16 protein-coding genes and 1 pseudogene are annotated in these 17,387 nt (G+C 33.9%); 11 read left to right on the forward strand and 6 right to left on the reverse strand.

Going from position 1 to position 17,387, the window contains the following annotated elements; genetic code table 11:
- Positions 1-51: 51 nt before the first annotated feature.
- Entirely contained in the window at positions 52-783 is a 732-nt protein-coding gene (istB, locus tag C240_RS13940) for an IS21-like element helper ATPase IstB (RefSeq protein ID WP_271495776.1), read from the reverse strand.
- A 2-nt stretch (positions 784-785) separates the two neighbouring features.
- Positions 786-2,237 carry an IS21 family transposase gene (gene istA, locus C240_RS13945; protein ID WP_271495778.1) on the reverse strand — a complete coding sequence of 484 codons (1,452 nt, stop codon included), beginning with the start codon at positions 2,235-2,237 and terminating at the stop codon, positions 786-788.
- Between the two features lie 292 nt (positions 2,238-2,529).
- Here istA and C240_RS13950 point away from each other — a divergent pair, with 292 nt between their 5' ends.
- On the forward strand, positions 2,530-3,189 hold the full coding sequence (locus tag C240_RS13950; RefSeq protein ID WP_271497071.1) for a hypothetical protein: 660 nt from the start codon (positions 2,530-2,532) through the stop codon (positions 3,187-3,189).
- 552 nt (positions 3,190-3,741) lie between these two features.
- Here C240_RS13950 and C240_RS13955 read toward each other — a convergent pair.
- The gene (locus C240_RS13955) at positions 3,742-4,572 is read right to left on the reverse strand and encodes a hypothetical protein (protein WP_271497072.1); all 831 of its coding nucleotides are present in this window, start codon (positions 4,570-4,572) and stop codon (positions 3,742-3,744) included.
- Positions 4,573-4,649: 77 nt separating this feature from the next.
- On the reverse strand, positions 4,650-5,069 hold the full coding sequence (locus tag C240_RS13960) for a hypothetical protein (protein ID WP_271497074.1): 420 nt from the start codon (positions 5,067-5,069) through the stop codon (positions 4,650-4,652).
- Positions 5,070-5,460: 391 nt separating this feature from the next.
- Here C240_RS13960 and C240_RS13965 point away from each other — a divergent pair, with 391 nt between their 5' ends.
- Together C240_RS13965 and C240_RS13970 are read left to right on the forward strand one after the other, a co-directional pair.
- A complete protein-coding gene (locus C240_RS13965) occupies positions 5,461-5,781 on the forward strand; it encodes a DNA-binding protein (RefSeq protein ID WP_271497076.1) in 321 nt (106 codons plus the stop codon).
- A 99-nt stretch (positions 5,782-5,880) separates the two neighbouring features.
- Positions 5,881-7,059, forward strand: coding sequence for a tyrosine-type recombinase/integrase (locus tag C240_RS13970; protein ID WP_271497078.1), 1,179 nt, complete (start codon positions 5,881-5,883; stop codon positions 7,057-7,059).
- A gap of 287 nt (positions 7,060-7,346) precedes the next feature.
- Here C240_RS13970 and C240_RS13975 read toward each other — a convergent pair.
- Positions 7,347-7,493: pseudogene (locus C240_RS13975) on the reverse strand (tyrosine-type recombinase/integrase); the annotation flags it as partial.
- Positions 7,494-7,695: 202 nt separating this feature from the next.
- Between C240_RS13975 and C240_RS13980 the strand changes: the two are divergent.
- The gene (locus C240_RS13980; protein WP_271497080.1) at positions 7,696-8,196 is read left to right on the forward strand and encodes a peptidoglycan recognition protein family protein; all 501 of its coding nucleotides are present in this window, start codon (positions 7,696-7,698) and stop codon (positions 8,194-8,196) included.
- Positions 8,197-8,604: 408 nt separating this feature from the next.
- Here the strand turns inward: C240_RS13980 and C240_RS13985 are convergent, their stop codons facing one another.
- Positions 8,605-9,354, reverse strand: a complete 750-nt coding sequence (locus tag C240_RS13985) for a DeoR/GlpR family DNA-binding transcription regulator (RefSeq protein WP_271497082.1) — start codon at positions 9,352-9,354, stop codon at positions 8,605-8,607.
- Between the two features lie 175 nt (positions 9,355-9,529).
- On the opposite strand from C240_RS13985, the gene C240_RS13990 reads away from it, so the two are divergent.
- The 7 genes from C240_RS13990 to C240_RS14020 are packed head-to-tail and all read left to right on the forward strand — an operon-like array spanning position 9,530 to position 17,387.
- Positions 9,530-10,231 (forward strand): GntR family transcriptional regulator, encoded by a 702-nt coding sequence (locus C240_RS13990; RefSeq protein WP_271497083.1) that lies wholly within the window; start codon positions 9,530-9,532, stop codon positions 10,229-10,231.
- A gap of 14 nt (positions 10,232-10,245) precedes the next feature.
- Positions 10,246-11,586, forward strand: coding sequence for an alpha-L-fucosidase (locus C240_RS13995; protein WP_271497085.1), 1,341 nt, complete (start codon positions 10,246-10,248; stop codon positions 11,584-11,586).
- A complete protein-coding gene (locus C240_RS14000) occupies positions 11,586-12,485 on the forward strand; it encodes a PTS mannose/fructose/sorbose transporter subunit IIAB (RefSeq protein WP_271497087.1) in 900 nt (299 codons plus the stop codon). The genes C240_RS13995 and C240_RS14000 overlap by 1 nt, the downstream gene beginning before the upstream one ends.
- A gap of 51 nt (positions 12,486-12,536) precedes the next feature.
- Positions 12,537-13,349 (forward strand): PTS mannose/fructose/sorbose/N-acetylgalactosamine transporter subunit IIC, encoded by an 813-nt coding sequence (locus C240_RS14005; protein ID WP_271497089.1) that lies wholly within the window; start codon positions 12,537-12,539, stop codon positions 13,347-13,349.
- Positions 13,330-14,127, forward strand: coding sequence for a PTS system mannose/fructose/sorbose family transporter subunit IID (locus tag C240_RS14010; RefSeq protein ID WP_271497091.1), 798 nt, complete (start codon positions 13,330-13,332; stop codon positions 14,125-14,127). Before C240_RS14005 ends, C240_RS14010 begins: the two co-directional genes overlap by 20 nt.
- A gap of 4 nt (positions 14,128-14,131) precedes the next feature.
- On the forward strand, positions 14,132-15,646 hold the full coding sequence (locus C240_RS14015; protein WP_271497093.1) for a rhamnulokinase: 1,515 nt from the start codon (positions 14,132-14,134) through the stop codon (positions 15,644-15,646).
- Complete coding sequence (locus tag C240_RS14020; protein WP_271497095.1) at positions 15,609-17,387, forward strand: L-fucose isomerase; 1,779 nt, start codon at positions 15,609-15,611, stop codon at positions 17,385-17,387. Before C240_RS14015 ends, C240_RS14020 begins: the two co-directional genes overlap by 38 nt.

Genomic DNA, 17,387 nt, shown 5'->3' on the forward strand with positions numbered 1-17,387 from the left:
TGTTTAACGCAACTGAAAAGTGCACCACGTGATGATTGAAAACTGCACCAGTTAGTTTAACCAATTTTTTGTATCTTCCACACGGAAAGATTTCCCGCTTAAATCTAAAACGTGTGCCCGATGGGCAATTCGATCTACCATAGCTGCAGTAAGCATAGGATCCTTAAATACTTCTTCCCAACGGTCAAATGATAAATTTGTTGTAATAATCATTGAACCCGTTGATGTACGATTAGACAGTAAGTTAAAAAGAATTTCACTTCCTACTTGATCGAATGAAACATAGCCTAACTCGTCTAAGATGACTAAGTCATACTTACTAAATCTCCGTTTATAATAGGTCAGCTGGTTAGCGCTCATGGCTTCCTTTAACTCAACGACGAGATTAGGAATATTCGTGAACAAGACACTTTTTCCTGTCAAACATGCTTCCATACCAATGGTTGTTGCTAAATGAGTTTTACCAACTCCTGGATTACCCAATAAAATGAGATTTTCTTTTTTATCAATGAATTGAAGCTGCTGAAGCTCCTTGATTTGTTTTCTTAGTTTTGATGATAAATGACTATCCAGATAGTCATCAAACGTTACTTTTTGAGGTAATTTTGCTTGCCGAATCAATGTATGAATACGATTGTTTTTCCTTCGTTCGACTTCTAACGATAAAAGCTGACTTAGAAACTCTTCGTATCCTTGATTTAATGTAGTTGCTTCTTGAATCAGACGTTCATAATTTTCTTTGATATAGGAGAGCTTCAGCTGTTTCGCGTGTTCTTTAATCACAATCAGATCACCTCACTTACTTGATGAAGTCGGTTGTATTCTCTTAATTGATTTCGGGCTTCATTGACTGCTTTAGTTGCTGGCTTAGGAGTAAAGACCTCATGGTCTTTTATCGCCTGTTCGTCTAAATAGGTAACCAATTCATCAATGGGCAGTTTTTGCTTCTCTTCAATCAGCTGTATAAATCGTTTCGGTCGTTGTTTATAAAACTGTAAGAAACAACGCCTTAGTCTCGGTAGCTTTGCTAATACCAGTGAATGTTCAATGGCTCCTGGCTTTCTTTTTAGCGTATAAAGATAATGCCGCATTTCAACCTGATAGTTATCTCGGCCACTCAGACGAGCATGGGAAGCCACTATTTGGCCATTTCTTACTACCTTTAATTCATTGAGATATAGTTTGGCAGTTACTAGTTCTCCAACTAAATAATCCGGGATTGAGTAAAAGTTATTCTTAACATGGATAAAACTGTATTTATCAACCTTTTGATTCGTTGTAATGGCATAATCATAATCTGAAACCAACGGTTTCAACTGGGACTTTTCAGTTTCTATAGAGACTTTTTGATTCAACTTTGTTAGTGCATCAGTTAAATATTCCTGTGCATGTGCCATGCTGGCAAACTCATAGATTTTGGTGAAGGCACGATCTCGTATGACTTGAACACTTTTTTCAACGTGACCTTTCTCATTGCCACTGTACGTATTGGTGACGACCGGCTCAAATCCATAAAATAGAGAGAGTTTCAAGAGTTCCTCATTTAATTCTTTTTCATGTTTTCCAACAAATTTTTGAATAACATTTCGCATATTATCGTAGACAACGGTGGAATAAACACCCTGAACTTCTTTAAAAAACTGGATATGTGCATCAACGAAAACTTGTTGATTGGAAGAGGTATAAAGCCTTCCCCAGCGATAACCTGTGGCAGGAGAAGAAAATACTGCTAAGTAGTAAGTATATTTTTCTCCCTTAATCAAGCATTTTACTTCGCCAAAATCAAATTCAATCCGGTAACCCAATGGATATATCTGTTTAACAAACGCTTCCCGTTGTTTCTGAAGCTTTTTTCTAACATAGGGACGTATTGTACTTTCTGCAATATCAAATCCTTCAGCCACAAGGATCTCATGAATGCTTTTTGTTGTTAATTTTTGCTTATGCCTACCTAGTTTCTTCGTTTTTTCACTATCGAAGGCTAGAAGTTCATCGATTCGTTTGTCCATTTTTTCTGTGTATTTTCTAGGACTTCTATTGGCTGAATTATAGGTGGGTTTCGCTGTGAGCGCTTCTTTTTTCATTGGATCCGTAGGATCAAGTGTAATCTGCTCTTTCGTTTCAATGTATTCTTCCCAGTACTTCGCAACTGTACGGCGATTCATGTGTAATTCTTTTGCGACAGATCGTTGAGAACGACCACTTTCAAGAAGACGTATGATGGTACATTTATCCATTAAATTTTTCACTCCTGAACCTCCAATAAAAAAACAAGTTGTTCTTCTATTGTGAGTTATTAGTGGTGTACTTTTCAACCATCATCGCTGTAAAAAGTGGTGCACTTTTAAATTAGCATAAACAGTTTTATCAGAATCATTACTTAATGAGTCTGATAAAGTAAAAATTTTATCAGATTTTTTAGTTGAGATGCAAAAACCAACTTTTATTCAGGATACTAATGATGTAAATTATTAGTAATCTGTTGTGTAATAATATAAAGAAATGGGAAGATATTTTTGAGGAAAGATAATGGATTCTAAAACTAAATGGTATAAAAAAGCTAAAAAAGATAACTGGAAAGCTAAATTCAAAATTATAGTTAAAAACATAAAATGGTGTAGTGAAGAAAACTATGTTGAATTTTTTGGTGATGTCATTGAACATCAATCAGAATATCTGCGTAAAAATCCCTCGTTGCTACCAATGTTTAAAGGATATGTAGATTATCAGCTAACAGAAGGTGATGTTTTAGAGCTCATAGGAAGAGGACGATTGGGTTACAGTTCAGGACACTATGAAATAAGTTTTATAAATCCTAAACTTATTATGCTGAAGGAAAGTCTTGTTGAGGTAATAGAAGTATTAAAAGAGCCAACAGGAGCGGTAGAGAGTTCAAGTGGAGAGGTTAGATATTATGTGAGACATGGAGATTTAAATGCAACGTATAGTCAGTCTACTAGTTATACAGGAATAATGAAATCCTTAGAGAATGTTGGTAGAAATAGGCTCATGAACGATTGTGGATCATTCAATTTAAAAGAGTTACATATGGATGATAAAAATAACTCTCCAATCACTTTGGCAAGAAAATATTGGGAATATCGATCTATAGAAGAGATTAAAAATAATGAAAACTATAAAAAAATTAGTGGAGAAGCTGAGTATAAAATAATAGAATTATTGTATTAAATATGAATATATTCTGATGGGCAAGGTATGTTGATTGGTTACAAATCTTGACCACGAGAATTTAAAATTTACTCTAATACAATGAAATTTCCTTTAACTTATTTTTATAAGAATAGTTGATTTTACTAAAGTTTTAGTCTGTACGACATCTAGGATTAGCTAATCATGTTAAAAAAAACATTTTTGATATACTCGAGAGTTTTTTGACCATCTCGAACGAATTTAATCAGTATTTATCAGTTTTTTCAAACTTTGAAGAATTGTATTAAATTAAGATTTAAGTTTCGCTAGCGATTACCAGAGTTGTTTGAATTTAAAGAGAATATAGAGATGACCTTACTTTATGAAATAACATAATTAGCATTAAATATATATTTCAAAATAACAAACAAAAAATGCTATAATAATGATAGTAAAGAAGTGTCAGGGGTCTTTTGTAGAACTGTTCAAAAGACAGTGGTTATATATTTGTGAGTTTAACCATCTAATTACTTGCCAAAGTGAAAATTAGATGGTTATTTTGCTGATTATCAACACCGCTAATATTGCAAATTAAGGTTGTTTATTCTTAAATTTTAAGAGAGCTTCATTAGCGGTTATAACTTTTGCTTTTGAAGGAATGTTTTCTATTGAGTTTGCTTCATTAATGAAAAGAATTATATTTAGAATCCATTGTGGTAAAGACTTGAATAGTTTAGAATACTTTTTAATATTACTATCAAGTAGCATCAAATAATCAATTGTTTCATGATAATTTTGAATTTCTACAAGGGCACTTGAATATTTATATTTCCAGTTAAAGGGTTCTTTTACAATCATTTCTTCATTTCTGTAGATCCAATTTTCATTATAAAAATCTTTTGTAGAAAAAGAGCTATTTTTTATGAATTCATCAAATTTCTTTCTACACAAATGATTTTGTTTATATAGGTCGTACTTATCTTGATTAAAGCTATAACGATAAATTTTTCCAACAGTTATTGTCTCGACACCAATTAATTTTGCAGTCATAGTTCTATGGTTTCCATCTCCAGCAAGAAAATATTCTTTAACTCCATTTTTTTCAAATTCATAGAATGTACATTCGCTGAGTAATTCTTCTGAATACATTTTAACAACATAATCTAAATTTCCATCATAAAATAAAGATAATAAGCTTGCGAAACGAAGTGTTGCTACGTTCAAATCTATTCCAGTAGGAACGCCAATCAATCCATAGTTTACGGCTTGGAACCAGGAATGATCAGAGACTCTAGTAACTCCCTTAATATCGTTTGTATTAATTTTTTTATATTCAATAACCTCATTCAAATCATCAAAATATTCGAAATATATATTATCAGTTTTGATTGTTTCATTTTTTGCTTTTTCTAATTGTTTCAAAGAAACACCATGTGTAACTAGAAAGTTATACAGTCCTATTGATTTGACTTCATTAATTAATGTCTCACGTACGTCAACTATTGCAACTCATCTCCTAAAAAAAATTGAATTTCATGCTCAATTCCAAATTTTTCTATATAAAACTCATGTTCTCCAGGTAATAAAAAATCAAGATTTTTTACTACATAGATTAGCCATACATTATTCTCTTTTTTGAATTTAATGTAGCCCATTTCTTTTAGTTTTTTCTTGCAGTCGTCAATTACACTTTTGTTGTCATGATCAGGAACTCCTCCATAAAAACCTTCGTAAATTATTTTATTAATTTTGTAACTACTGGCATCAGACTCTAAACAATATGCTTTGTTGTTTAATGCGCAGGCCTTGTATATACAATAGTAAGTTCGAACTGTAAATTCTGTAAACTTTCCCGTTTTAGTAGTTCTTTGTTCTTTAAAATATTCTCGTTGTTTTTCTATTTTTTCATTTGACCACAAAATAAACACCTCACAGTTTTTATGTATTAATTATATCATACATAAAGATTGTGAATAGAATTTTATCAAGTTGTGTCTTTTTCCTCACTATTTTTGTTGGTAATAGGTATAAGAATAAAACTTGTACCTTGACAACTCAATAGAATCTATCAGTAACATTCCCTTTGCATGGAGCACTGCATTAAGAACCGCCATAACAAGCAATTAAGAATTGCTACAAGCGACTTCCTTCTTAATCAAATTGAAACTAGTCCCTTCAAGCCATGATATGCAAAGTACATAATGATACTTCTGTAAAGCTCGCCATAAACTGGGGAGAGGTGAAAATCCTATGCTGTTTGGTGACTCAAACAACTGATAGATGATACAAGGAAAGAAAAGGAGGGAGAAGATGCAAGAAAATATTTGTTTTCCAGAAACTCCAAGGCAAAATAAAACGCTAAATACAACGATCTATAAAAAATTAGACCAAGTTCTAGATGAACTTTCTAAAACACAACATTTCTTACCACTTGTTTTAACCAATGAAGACCTAAAGAGAGAATTTCAAATTAGCGACAGCACATTAAATCGATTAATCAGACTAGCAGAGTTCCCAAACTGTTGGTACGGCATTAGAGGTCATTACGCCAAAGATGAAGTGCTAAATTGGTTCAAAAATCACGATTATGAAGAGTACAGAGATCGAATGCACAATTTAAGAATGTCTTGAAAATATGTATTTTTGGGTGAATATGCTTTATAATGGAGGTACTCGAAAGCAATCTATTAACACATGTTCATCCTCCTTCTTGAAAGAGAGGGATTGAGTTTGGATATAGCTGATAGATATAAGCAGCATGTGAATCAAGCAGGAGAAATCACGTGGTATTTTCAAGCGTTCAGAACAACACGTAGAGGCTTTAAAACAAAACGGGAAGCGCAATTGGCATACTTAGAAATGGAGAAAAAACACCAGACGTATAAGAAATTGACTGGTAGTGATGAATTATTTCGAGAAGTAGCTGAAAAATGGTTTGTTTATTATCAATCATTGAAGGAACAAAAAGAAAGTACGTATGAGAAAAGACATGAATCTGTAAAAACTCTTTCTAGATGGATTGGCGATAAGAAAATGATCAGTCTTAGTTCAGATTTTTTAGAAGAACTATTCTTCACTTTGAAAGAGAAGGGTATAGATGGTGTATCGAAAGGCTATTCTAAAAATTCGTTAGAGAGTTTTCGTCAAACCTTAAATATGATCTTCAATTATTGTCTAAAGCATAATGTATTAAGCGACAATCCCTTGGAATCCGTTAGACGTCCAAAATATCAGCAAACCGTTCAGCAATTAAAGGATTCATTAGAGAGATTGGATCAAAAGTATTTGATGTTTGATGAGCTAAGATCATTGCTTAATTACAGTATTGTTCATGAAGAGCTACCACTTTCAACGTTGTATCATGTTTTGTTTTATACAGGCTGTCGTATAAGTGAAGCTTTAGCCTTACAACCCGAAGACATTGATCTTAACAATAATGAGATTCTTTTTTACAAGCAGACAACCGTAAAAGGGAAGCAAATTAATTTTAAAATTGATACAACTAAAAGTGTAAGTTCAGCACGACGAGTGGTTGTGACACCATTAGTGATGGAAAAGTTAAAAGCTTTAATGGAAATGCTAGATGATGTTAGGAAGCAGTTTAAATTTAAAGTAGAAGAGAAGTATTTATTTGTTTATCTAGAGCCACACAAGCGAGGCGTTCCATTTAGACGAGAGTATGTCAATCATCATATCAAACGATGTGTTGAGCAATGTGGTATAAAGAAACCCTTCCACACGCACCTGGCTCGCCATACAATGGCAAGTTTAGTCGCTGGTCATTGTGACTGGGAAGTATTGAAAGCTCGTTTAGGTCATACAGATAAAACAACCTCTGAAATTTATCGACATTTAACATCAGAAGAAAGATTAAAACCACTAGAAGCTTTTCAAATTTTGGAAAGCTGACTGCAGGTTTTTGATAATTCCATAGTGAAAAGCTTGGAATCATCACTTACTTTTTAATGGCTGTAGTCAGAGTGGTAGTCAATTTAATAAAAAATTTAATGATATCAATAGATAGCGTACTTTTAGCACGAAGTAAAGAAATCCGTCGTTAAGAACTTGTTATTCAGTAAAACGAAAGTCCTTGTTTATCAAGGGCTTTTTTGTTTGCGATAAGTTATATATCGAGAGTTTGATTTAAGTCATACAAGGTGTTTATTCATAAAAAGGGTCAGAAAAGGGGCAAGCTTTTATAAAAGCTCAAGGTCACTTTGAAGTTTTTCCCGTATGTCTTCAGTAACGTGTAGATATATTTGTTGAGTGATTTTACTCCCTTCATGACCAACTCTATCTTGTATAACATAAAGAGGTGTTCCGATTTCAGCAAGTTTTGAAATATCCGGCTTAATATCTATAATCTGCTATTAGAATAACCTGAAATAAGCAGGTTATTTACAGATAAATAACTGATTTACAGGCTGTAGTATTTTTAGAAAGATAGATGTGACGTTTTTGTTAGTAAATGGATAGGAAAACTTAACAACTTAGAAGTATACTCATTTTGTAAGATCTTACAAAAAATACCAAGGAGGGAACGACATGAATTCAATTATCAGTTCATTAGCTACACCTTATCAATTTGAAGATTTTGTAAACGAAGGTGACGAAAGATGGAATAGCCGTGAAGGTGCAGAGATTACAACAGTTGTAATCCATCACATGGCAATGACAAATTACGATGGAGTCCCAGAAGTATGGAGAGATCGAGAGGCTTCTGCTCATTACGGTATAGGTCCTAAAGGTGAAATTAGATCATACGTTGGTGAAGAAAAAAGAGCATGGCACGCAGGTAAAGCAAATTCCTATTCTATAGGTATTGAAAACTGTAATATTTCTACAGCGCCAAATTGGGAAGTAAGTGATCAAACGGTAGATTCTTTAGTTAAATTAATTAAAGATATCAACAGTAGATACTGTAAAAAAATGAAAATTGTAGGTCATCAATGCGCTGAGGGAAATTCGCCTTCATCCACTGAATGTCCAGGACCTTCTTTAATTCCAAGATTATCTGAGATTATAAGAAGAGTAAACGAAGATTGAATAAAGCTCTAGTCATCGCTTGTGCGGTGGCTTCTTATATTACAACTAATGGTCATTCGTGGTGATTGTTGTAACATGAAGAAAAAGAATACCACGCCAAGTGACGTTAAATAAAGAACTCTATCCAAAAAGAGAATAAATAAGTGAACGCATAATTGGATATGTGAAAGAAATAAATGATGCACTAGACCAAGTACCGGGACTTGAGAAAGTCATAATGTTTATGATTTGCAAATTTTCTAAGTTAAAATAGTAAGCCATTCAAACATATTGGTCGAGGATTACCTTAACTGCTGTTAAATAAATTACCAAGATGGTTGAGGACTTTTATAGCAAAGGATTTGGTAGAATACATACAAAAAGAGGCAAGAGCAGTTAAATGTTCTTCCTCTTCTTTATTTATTCAGATCACCAATCTAACTCGCATTCATGAGCGTGACACATTTCAATGAACTTATTATCTGGTTTTTGGTCAAGAATGATGGTTTGAATCGATGCATAAGTAGAAAATGTATAAAAGTTTTTCTTATATAATTTAGACGCATCACTTAATAAAATTGCTATTTTTGCTTGTGAAATCATATTATTTTTTAAGTAACCTTGCTGAAAATCTTCCTCATAAACCCCAGTTAAATCAAAACTTTTACAAGAAAAAAACGCCAGATCAGCATTAAATTCCTGAATAAACGAAGAAGCTTTTTCTCCTAATAATGAAACAGAAAAAGGTTTTAGTGTACCGCCTGTAACGATGACATGATTTGAAGTATTCACAGACAAATCAAGTGCATTTTTAAGGCTATTTGTGATGATTGTAAGATTACTAAATTCATTAATATAAGGACACAAAGCATTGGTGGTAGTGCTTGAATCTAAAAAGATAGTTTTCCCATTTTCTAAGTAATTGGATGCAATTTTGGCAATATAATTTTTTTCTTCGTGATGATCTTTTTGTCTCAATTCATGAGCAGGTTCATTATTTTCAAAAAGGGATACTTGTCCATGATGTTTATGAATTAAGCCAAGCTTTTCAAGATGAATAAGGTCTCTGCGAATGGTTGATAGACTAACAAACAGAGTCTGGCTTAACTCTTTTGGTTTGATGTATTTCTTCTGTTTTATAACCGCTAAAATTTCTTCTTGTCGTTCATTTTCGAGCATTAAAAATCCCTCCATGGTGAACTAATTTGAATGAAAAAGAACAATTTTGTTTGATTTAATGGATAAAGTTCAACTTTTATTAAAGTGTAGAAAATCGATTAAGACTATTGTAACATGTTTGTAAGCGATTTACTTATAAAAGTTAACATGATGAATGGGGATAGGAGGTGTAATTGTGAACAAATATGAACATATTGTGAATGATATAAAAAAACAAATTCAAGAGAAGGTAGTTTTCCCAGGTGATCGATTACCTACTGAAAATGAATTAATGGAAAAATATGGTGTTAGTAAAACGACTATCACTAAAGCTTGTTCTACATTAGAAAATTTGAATTTAGTCTATAGAAAACAAGGATCAGGCACATTTGTAACAAAATCAATGGTGAATAAACAAGTTTATTTTACAGAAAATAATCGCTTTTCACTGTCGGATACACAAAGAACTGAACTAGTTAATATTTGTGAAAGTGATGACCAAATTAATAACCAGCTTTTAGCAATCGATAGTATTGAAAAAGTCTATGTAGTAGAACGTGTCAAATATGTAAATGGACAACCCTTTACATTGCAACGAAACTTTATTCCAGAAAGATTTTTTTCAAAATTTGATTTTATCACTGCAAAAAACGGATTGTCAGTTTCAAAAAATTTTTACGAACATTTTCAAATAAATACATTCACAACGGATTTTGAAGAAACAATCCAAATAGTCGATGACGTGCCAAAAGAAGACCTTAGTAAGATCAATTTAAGTATTGGAACGCCTGTTATAAAATTTAATAAAAAAAGTTTTATTGACGGTAAAATCTATGAAATTATTGAGACGTTTTTAGACTATAAACACTATCAGTTAACGCTGAAATCTTTTAAATAGTTGGAGGAAATATGATGGTAAGAGAATTTGAATGGCCTGAAAATTATGGGAATCCTAAATGGTTTATTCAGGATCGGTTTGGCTTATTTATTCATTTTGGTTTGTATTCGGTAGCAGCTCGTCATGAATGGGGGATGACCTTAGAGGAACAGAGTGTATCAGAGTATCAAAAATATTTTGATGTATTTGATCCAGATTTATTAAATCCTGAAGAATGGGCAAAGAAAGCAAAAGAAATCGGATTTAAATACGTGGTAATTACAGCAAAGCATCATGATGGTTTTGCTTTGTGGGATACGGCCTATTCTGATTATAAAGTAACAAATACGCCATATAGTAAAGATCTTCTGGGTGAACTAGTTGCGGCTTTTAAAAAAGAAGGTATTCGTGTTGGTTTTTATTATTCATTACTCGACTGGCAGCGGTCAGATTTTTTAGTTGATGGCTATCATCCAGAGCGTAACAATCTTGAATATATCAATAGAAATCCAGGGAATATGGTCTCATATCAGCAGTTTATGAAGGATCAGATAACAGAATTATTGACAAATTATGGAAAAATCGATTATTTGTGGTTTGACTTTTCATACCCAACTAGAGATTGGGGGAATTCTATAGGTAAAGGTAAAGATGACTGGGATTCAGAAGGGTTGGAGAAATTAATTTTAGAATTACAGCCTCACATTATTATTAATGATCGTTTAGATCTTCATAGAGGTGTGGGAACGCCGGAACAGTACCAGCGAACTGGCGGGATGGAAAAAAATGGTAAGGAATTAATCTGGGAAGCATGCCAAACGCTAAATGGCAGCTGGGGATATGACCGGAATAATTTAGATTGGAAAAGCCCTGAAATGATTACGCGATTGCTGATTGATAATGTATCAAAAAACGGTAATATGCTGTTAAATGTAGGCCCTAATGGTAGAGGAGAGTGGGATAAAACAAGTTTGACCATTTTAAGTGAAGTACAAGAATGGATGAAGTATCATTCAAAAGCAATTTATGGTTGTGGTAGTAGTAAATTTAAAGCTCCACTAGATTGTAGGTATACACAAAAAGGAAATCACTTGTATTTGCACTTATTCTCATGGCCATATCGCACGGTTTTACTTGATGAGTTAGGTGGGAAAATCAAATTTGCGCGATTGCTTACTGATGGATCAGAAATTCAATTTAAAGATGCGAGTACAATTACCGGTGTTCGACCGTCATATAAAGATTTGCGCAAAGAAATTACCGAAGTCAATATCAAAGAGTCCTTAGATCCAACATCTGTAGTATTAAATTTGCCAATTCAAAAGCCAAATTCAATTGTCCCTGTTATTGAACTAATTTTAAAGGAGGAAATGTAATGAACTATCTCATTGTTGCACATGGCAAGTATGCAGAAGCGAGTCTTGCCAGTTGCGAAATGATTACGGGAAAACATGATAATCTCTTTGCTGTTTCTTTTACCGATGAGTTGTCACGAGATGATTTAATTGAAAAAATAACTGCGATTTTGAACCGTTTTAGTGGACAGAAATTTGTGTTATTAACTGATATTTATGGTGGAACCCCTTACAATGCAGCGAAGATACTGTATGACAATCAAGAGACGGTAGTCGGAATTTTAACTGGTATTTCACTACAGCTACTGATTCCAATTTCTTTAGGCGAACAGATTTCTGATTTGTTGATAGACCCACAGCAAATTGTCAGTTTTGAAATGAAAGGAGAAGAACAAAAACAACTAGAAGAAAAACAAAATTTTGAGAACGCAGTAAATGTAGAAAAGAATGGAATTATTCAGATAAGAATTGACGAGCGACTGATTCATGGACAAGTTGCAACTTCTTGGATTGGAAATTTATCTGCCTCAAGAGTCATGATTATTGATGATACGATTGTTAAAAGTGAAATGGAAAAATCTGCTTTACGTGCTGCTTGTCCCAAGAACATTAAATTAAGTATTTTAACAACTGAAAATGCTGCGAAAAGAATTAATGAAGGTCACTATAGTAAGGAACGAGTGCTTGTAATCGTAAAAAATCCGTCTGTTGTTAAACAATTATTTGAATTAGCTGTCAAAATTCCTAGTGTGACACTTGGGAATATGTCTAAAAAAGAAAATCGTGAACTTTTGAAAAAGTCAGTTTATATATCTAAAGATGAACTGGGCGATTTATCTTATCTTGAGCAACAAAACGTAAATGTCGATGTGCAGATGGTACCAAACGAGGAGAAAAGGAAAATTTCGGAATATCTTTAATTATGTTTTAGCAGTTTGGTTTCTGTACTTTTAAACTGAGGAGGAACAAGGATGAATATCGAAATATGGCAAATAATTTTATTAACTCTTTTAGCTTTTATTGGCGTAGTTGAAATGCTAGGCACTAATATTTTGGCAGGACAAGCAGTTATCATTGGTATGATTGCCGGGATCATTATGGGAGATATTAAAACAGGTTTAGCTGTTGGTGCAACATTACAATTAATGGGATTAGGAATCCAAGCATATGGAGGAGCATCTGTTCCTGACTATATGACGGCTTCGATAATTGGAACAACATTTGCTGTTTTATCAAATAAAGGAGTTGAATTTGGTTTAAGTTTGGCAATTCCAGTGGGTTTACTAATGGTACAATTAGACATTTTAGCAAGATTTTGTAATGTTTTTTTCCAAAAACGAATTGATAAAGCTATCGATAAAACAGATGTTAAACAAGTTCGATTAAATAATCGTTTAGGTGTTTTATCATGGGGGTTATCAAGATCTTTACCAGTTTTTGTGATGTTAGTTTTTGGTGAAGGTTTAGTTAACTTAATGCTTAATTATATTCCAGCTTGGTTAACAAATGGACTTGCAACCGCAGGAGGACTTTTACCAGCAGTCGGTATTGCAATTTTACTGCGATATCTTCCAGTTAGAAATTATATTACTTATTTGATTGTTGGATTTGTGGCAGTTGCTTATTTAAGTATTCCGATGTTTGGGGTAGCTTTAGTTGGCTTGGCTTTAGCATTGAAAGCGTTTAAAGACACGATTAAGGAACAAAATCAAAGAGAACAGCAGACAGTTGTCTATTCAGCAAACATAAGTGGAGGGCTTCATGATGGAGAATACGAAGATTAATAAACAAGATTTAAAAAAAGTCAGTATTAATTGGTTATATGGAAGTCAAATGGCTTGGAACTATGAAAAAATGATGGCGCCGGGATATTTGTACGCGATGTTGCCAGCACTGCAAAAAATGTACCCTGATAAAGACGAGTTACAAAAAATGATGCGAGTTCATAATCAATTTTTCAACACGACACCCCATATGGGTGGCTTTATACTGGGGATTGATATTGCTGCAGAAGAAATTGAAGGAATTGAATCAAAAGAAGCTGTTTCAAGTATTAAAACTGGGCTAATGGGTTCTTTTGCTGGAGTAGGTGATACGATTTTTGGTGTATTATTTCCGACGGTTTTTGGATCTGTTGCATCATACATGGCATTAAATGGTAATGCAATTGGTGTTTTGATCTGGATTTTAGTCAATATCGGCATTTTGATTTTCCGCTACAATACAGTATTTATCGGTTATAAGCAGGGAGCAAAACTAGTTGGAGCCATGTCTGGTCGTTTGTCAGCTTTGACTGATGCTGCAACATTGTTGGGGATTACAGTTATTGGTGCATTGATTCCTTCAGTTGTAAAAGCACCGATTGTTTGGGAATTTAAATCAGGTGAAGTAACGTTGAAATTACAGGAGACATTGGATCAAATCATGCCGATGCTAGTTCCAGTTTTAGTTGTTGGGCTTGTTTATTATTTGCTGGGCACAAAATTCTTTAATTCGACTAGAGCGATCTTATTTATTGTTGTATTAGCGATAGTATTACGAGCGCTGAATATTTTAGGATAGACAGATGGAGATGAATGTTGTAGCAATCGATTTAGGTGGTTCATCTGGTCGTGTTGTCCTCGGAAAATTTACGGATGACCATTTCACACTAAAAGAAGTTCATCGCTTTAAAGAATATACTATCCAAAAAAACGGGTATTTGTATTGGGATATTCATAAAATTTTTCAAGAAATAGCGCAGGGTCTAAAAATTGCCAAGACAATTGCACCAGATTTTCAAAGTATCGGCATCGATACGTGGGGAGTAGATTTCGGGTTAGTAGCAAAAGACGGATCTATTAAACTTCCGTTTAGCTACCGTGATAGATACACCGTTAAGACATATAGCAAGATACAAAAGCAGCTAGGGAAAAGATACTTATTTGAAAAGACGGGTTTACAGACTTTACCGATTAATTCATTATTCCAATTAGCAGCACAAAATGATCTCCAATTATTAGATCAGACGCAATTCTTTTTAATGATTCCTGACTTACTGAATTATATGTTAACTGGAATTGCTAAAACAGAACTAAGTATTGCTTCAACGACTCAATTATTAGATCCAGATAGCAATCAATGGAATCGGACACTGATTCAACAAATTGGTTTGCCACAAAATATTTTTCCTGAAATTGTTACTTCAGGTAACTTTCTTGGAAAAGTAAAAGCAAATGCCGTGTCTAAGTTGCCGCTTGAAAATATAAACGTGATAAACGTCGCTGCACACGATACCGCTAGTGCAGTCTACAGCATTCCTGAATTAAAAGATCATTTGTTTATTTCTTCAGGAACATGGTCTTTACTAGGGATGGAAATAGATCAACCATTGATTACAAAAGAAATATTACTTGCTGATTTTTCCAATGAAAAAAGTGCTTCTGGCAAAACACTCCTTTTGAAAAATTTAACTGGATTATGGCTGATTGAAGAAGCAATAAAAGACTTTCGAAAAAGTGGAGAACTATTTGACTACGAAAAAATTGCAGACTTAATAACTAAATCCAGTGATACTCAACAACATTTTTGCTATTTTGACACTGATGACCGGCTATTAGCATTACCGGGAGATATTATTAAGAAGATTCAGCATATTGCAGAAGAAACGCAACAAAATAAACCAGAAACACCACGAGAGATTTTTGAAAGTATTTATAGAAGTTTAGCCTGTAAATACAGATACACCATAGAAAAATTAGCAAAATATCCAGAATTAAAAATAAAAGAAAAACAATTAGTAATTATTGGTGGCGGCTCAAAATCCGAAATTTTATGCCAATATACCGCAAATGTTTTGAATAAAGAAGTGAAGTCAGGTTTAGCAGAAGCAACAGCAATTGGTAATTGTATGATGCAATTTGAAGTGAACGGTGCAGCTTCAAGAGGAAAATTAGAGCAAATTATCGGCCAAACAACTAAGTTTAACATTTATAAACCGACAGAAGTTGAAAAATGGGAAGCAGATTATCTTGTTTATACAAAAGTGATGGAGGGATTAGCAAATGAATTATCCGAAAATCGGAATTCGTCCAACAATTGATGGTCGCCAAGGCGGTGTACGTGAAAGTTTAGAAGAAAAAACCATGAATATGGCTAAGGCAGCTAAAGAATTAATAGAGAGTCATCTTAACTATGCTGACGGGACACCAGTACAATGTGTTATTGCCGATCGTACAATTGGCGGACAAGGAGATGCTAGTGCTGTAAGAGAGCAGTTTCAAAAAGAAAATATTATTGCTACACTTTCAGTTACGCCATGCTGGTGCTATGGCACTGAAACGATGGATTTAGATGCAAATACTATTAAAGCAATTTGGGGATTCAATGGTACAGAAAGACCAGGAGCGGTTTATTTAGCTGCAGCGATGTCAGGATACGCTCAAAAAGGTATTCCCGCTTTTAAAATTTATGGTCATGATGTACAAGATTTAGATGATAATACTGTGCCGGCGGATGTTCAGGATAAAATATTAACTTTTGCCCGATCCGCAATTGCAATTGGTCAAATGAAAGGGAAATCCTATGTCAACATTGGTTCATCTTCTATGGGAATTGCTGGATCACAAATCGACAGTAAGTTTTTTAATAACTATCTAGGAATGAATGTAGAATTTGTTGATATGACAGAAATTCTAAGAAGAATGCAGTTAGGAATCTACGATCAGGCTGAGTATCAAAAAGCATTAAAATGGATTGAAGAAAATTGTCAGGAAGGTATTGATATTAATCAAGGCAAAAACTATTCTGACATTATTACAAAATCTAAAATTATTCCTGAAGCAGAGGATTGGGCGTTCATCGCTAAACAGGCTGTTATAATGCGGGATATTTTATTTGGCAATGATAAACTAGTAAAACTTGGCTGGTTGGAAGAAGCAAGAGGGAGAGATGCAATCGCAGGTGGTTTTCAAGGGCAACGCCAATGGACAGACTGGTTGCCAAATGGAGACTTTGCAGAAGCAATGATGGCTTCTACTTTTGATTGGAATGGCGCTCGTCAACCAACGGCTTTTGCAACGGAAAATGATTCCTTAAATGGAGCATCGATGCTTTTGGTAACATTATTAACAAATAAAGCACCCATTTTTTCAGACGTTCGCACATATTGGTCTCCAGAAGCGGTAGAACGAATTACTGGAAAAAAACTTCAAGGAAAAGCTAAAAATGGTCTCCTTCATTTGCTAAATTCAGGAGCATCGGCTTTGGATGGAACTGGTGCTGTTAAAGATGAATTAGGACAATCTGTTATGAAAGAATTCTGGCAAATGACTGAGGCAGATATCGATCAATGTTTAAACAAAACTAAATGGTGTCGCGCTAATTATGAATATTTCAGAGGTGGTGGGTTTTCTTCACAATATGCATCAGAAGGTGAAATGCCATTGACCATGCTACGCATTAACCTAGTTGACGGAATTGGACCAACATTACAACTGATTGAAGGATTTACATGTGAGTTAGAACAAGAGATTCACGATGTTTTAGATCAAAGAACCGATCAGACGTGGCCGACGCTTTGGTTTGCTCCTTGCTTGGAAAACCAAAATATTGATGTATATGAAATGATGAACTATTGGGGCTCAAATCACTGTGCATCAGTATATGGACATGTTGGTTCTGAACTAATTACTTTAGCCAGTATGTTAAGAATTCCAGTTTCTTTTCACAATATTTCAAAAGAGCGAATATTTAGACCACATGCTTTTTCAGGTTTTGGTACTGAAAATTTAGAAGCTGCCGATTATAAAGCCTGTAACTACTATGGACCGCTATATCACTAA

Source organism: Enterococcus sp. 5H, from assembly GCF_028128615.1.
Classification (GTDB): Bacteria; Bacillota; Bacilli; order Lactobacillales; family Enterococcaceae; genus Enterococcus_L.

Bases quoted from the DNA above. Each gene is read 5' to 3' on its own strand.
- C240_RS13965 (WP_271497076.1), top strand. From the start codon at position 5,461: ATGCAAGAAAATATTTGTTTTCCAGAAACTCCAAGGCAAAATAAAACG.
- C240_RS13995 (WP_271497085.1), top strand. From the start codon at position 10,246: ATGGTAAGAGAATTTGAATGGCCTGAAAATTATGGGAATCCTAAATGG.
- C240_RS13985 (WP_271497082.1), bottom strand. From the start codon at position 9,354: ATGCTCGAAAATGAACGACAAGAAGAAATTTTAGCGGTTATAAAACAG.
- C240_RS14010 (WP_271497091.1), top strand. From the start codon at position 13,330: ATGGAGAATACGAAGATTAATAAACAAGATTTAAAAAAAGTCAGTATT.
- C240_RS14020 (WP_271497095.1), top strand. From the start codon at position 15,609: ATGAATTATCCGAAAATCGGAATTCGTCCAACAATTGATGGTCGCCAA.
- C240_RS13980 (WP_271497080.1), top strand. From the start codon at position 7,696: ATGAATTCAATTATCAGTTCATTAGCTACACCTTATCAATTTGAAGAT.
- C240_RS14015 (WP_271497093.1), top strand. From the start codon at position 14,132: ATGGAGATGAATGTTGTAGCAATCGATTTAGGTGGTTCATCTGGTCGT.
- C240_RS14000 (WP_271497087.1), top strand. From the start codon at position 11,586: ATGAACTATCTCATTGTTGCACATGGCAAGTATGCAGAAGCGAGTCTT.
- istA (WP_271495778.1), bottom strand. From the start codon at position 2,237: ATGGATAAATGTACCATCATACGTCTTCTTGAAAGTGGTCGTTCTCAA.
- C240_RS13950 (WP_271497071.1), top strand. From the start codon at position 2,530: ATGGATTCTAAAACTAAATGGTATAAAAAAGCTAAAAAAGATAACTGG.
- C240_RS14005 (WP_271497089.1), top strand. From the start codon at position 12,537: ATGAATATCGAAATATGGCAAATAATTTTATTAACTCTTTTAGCTTTT.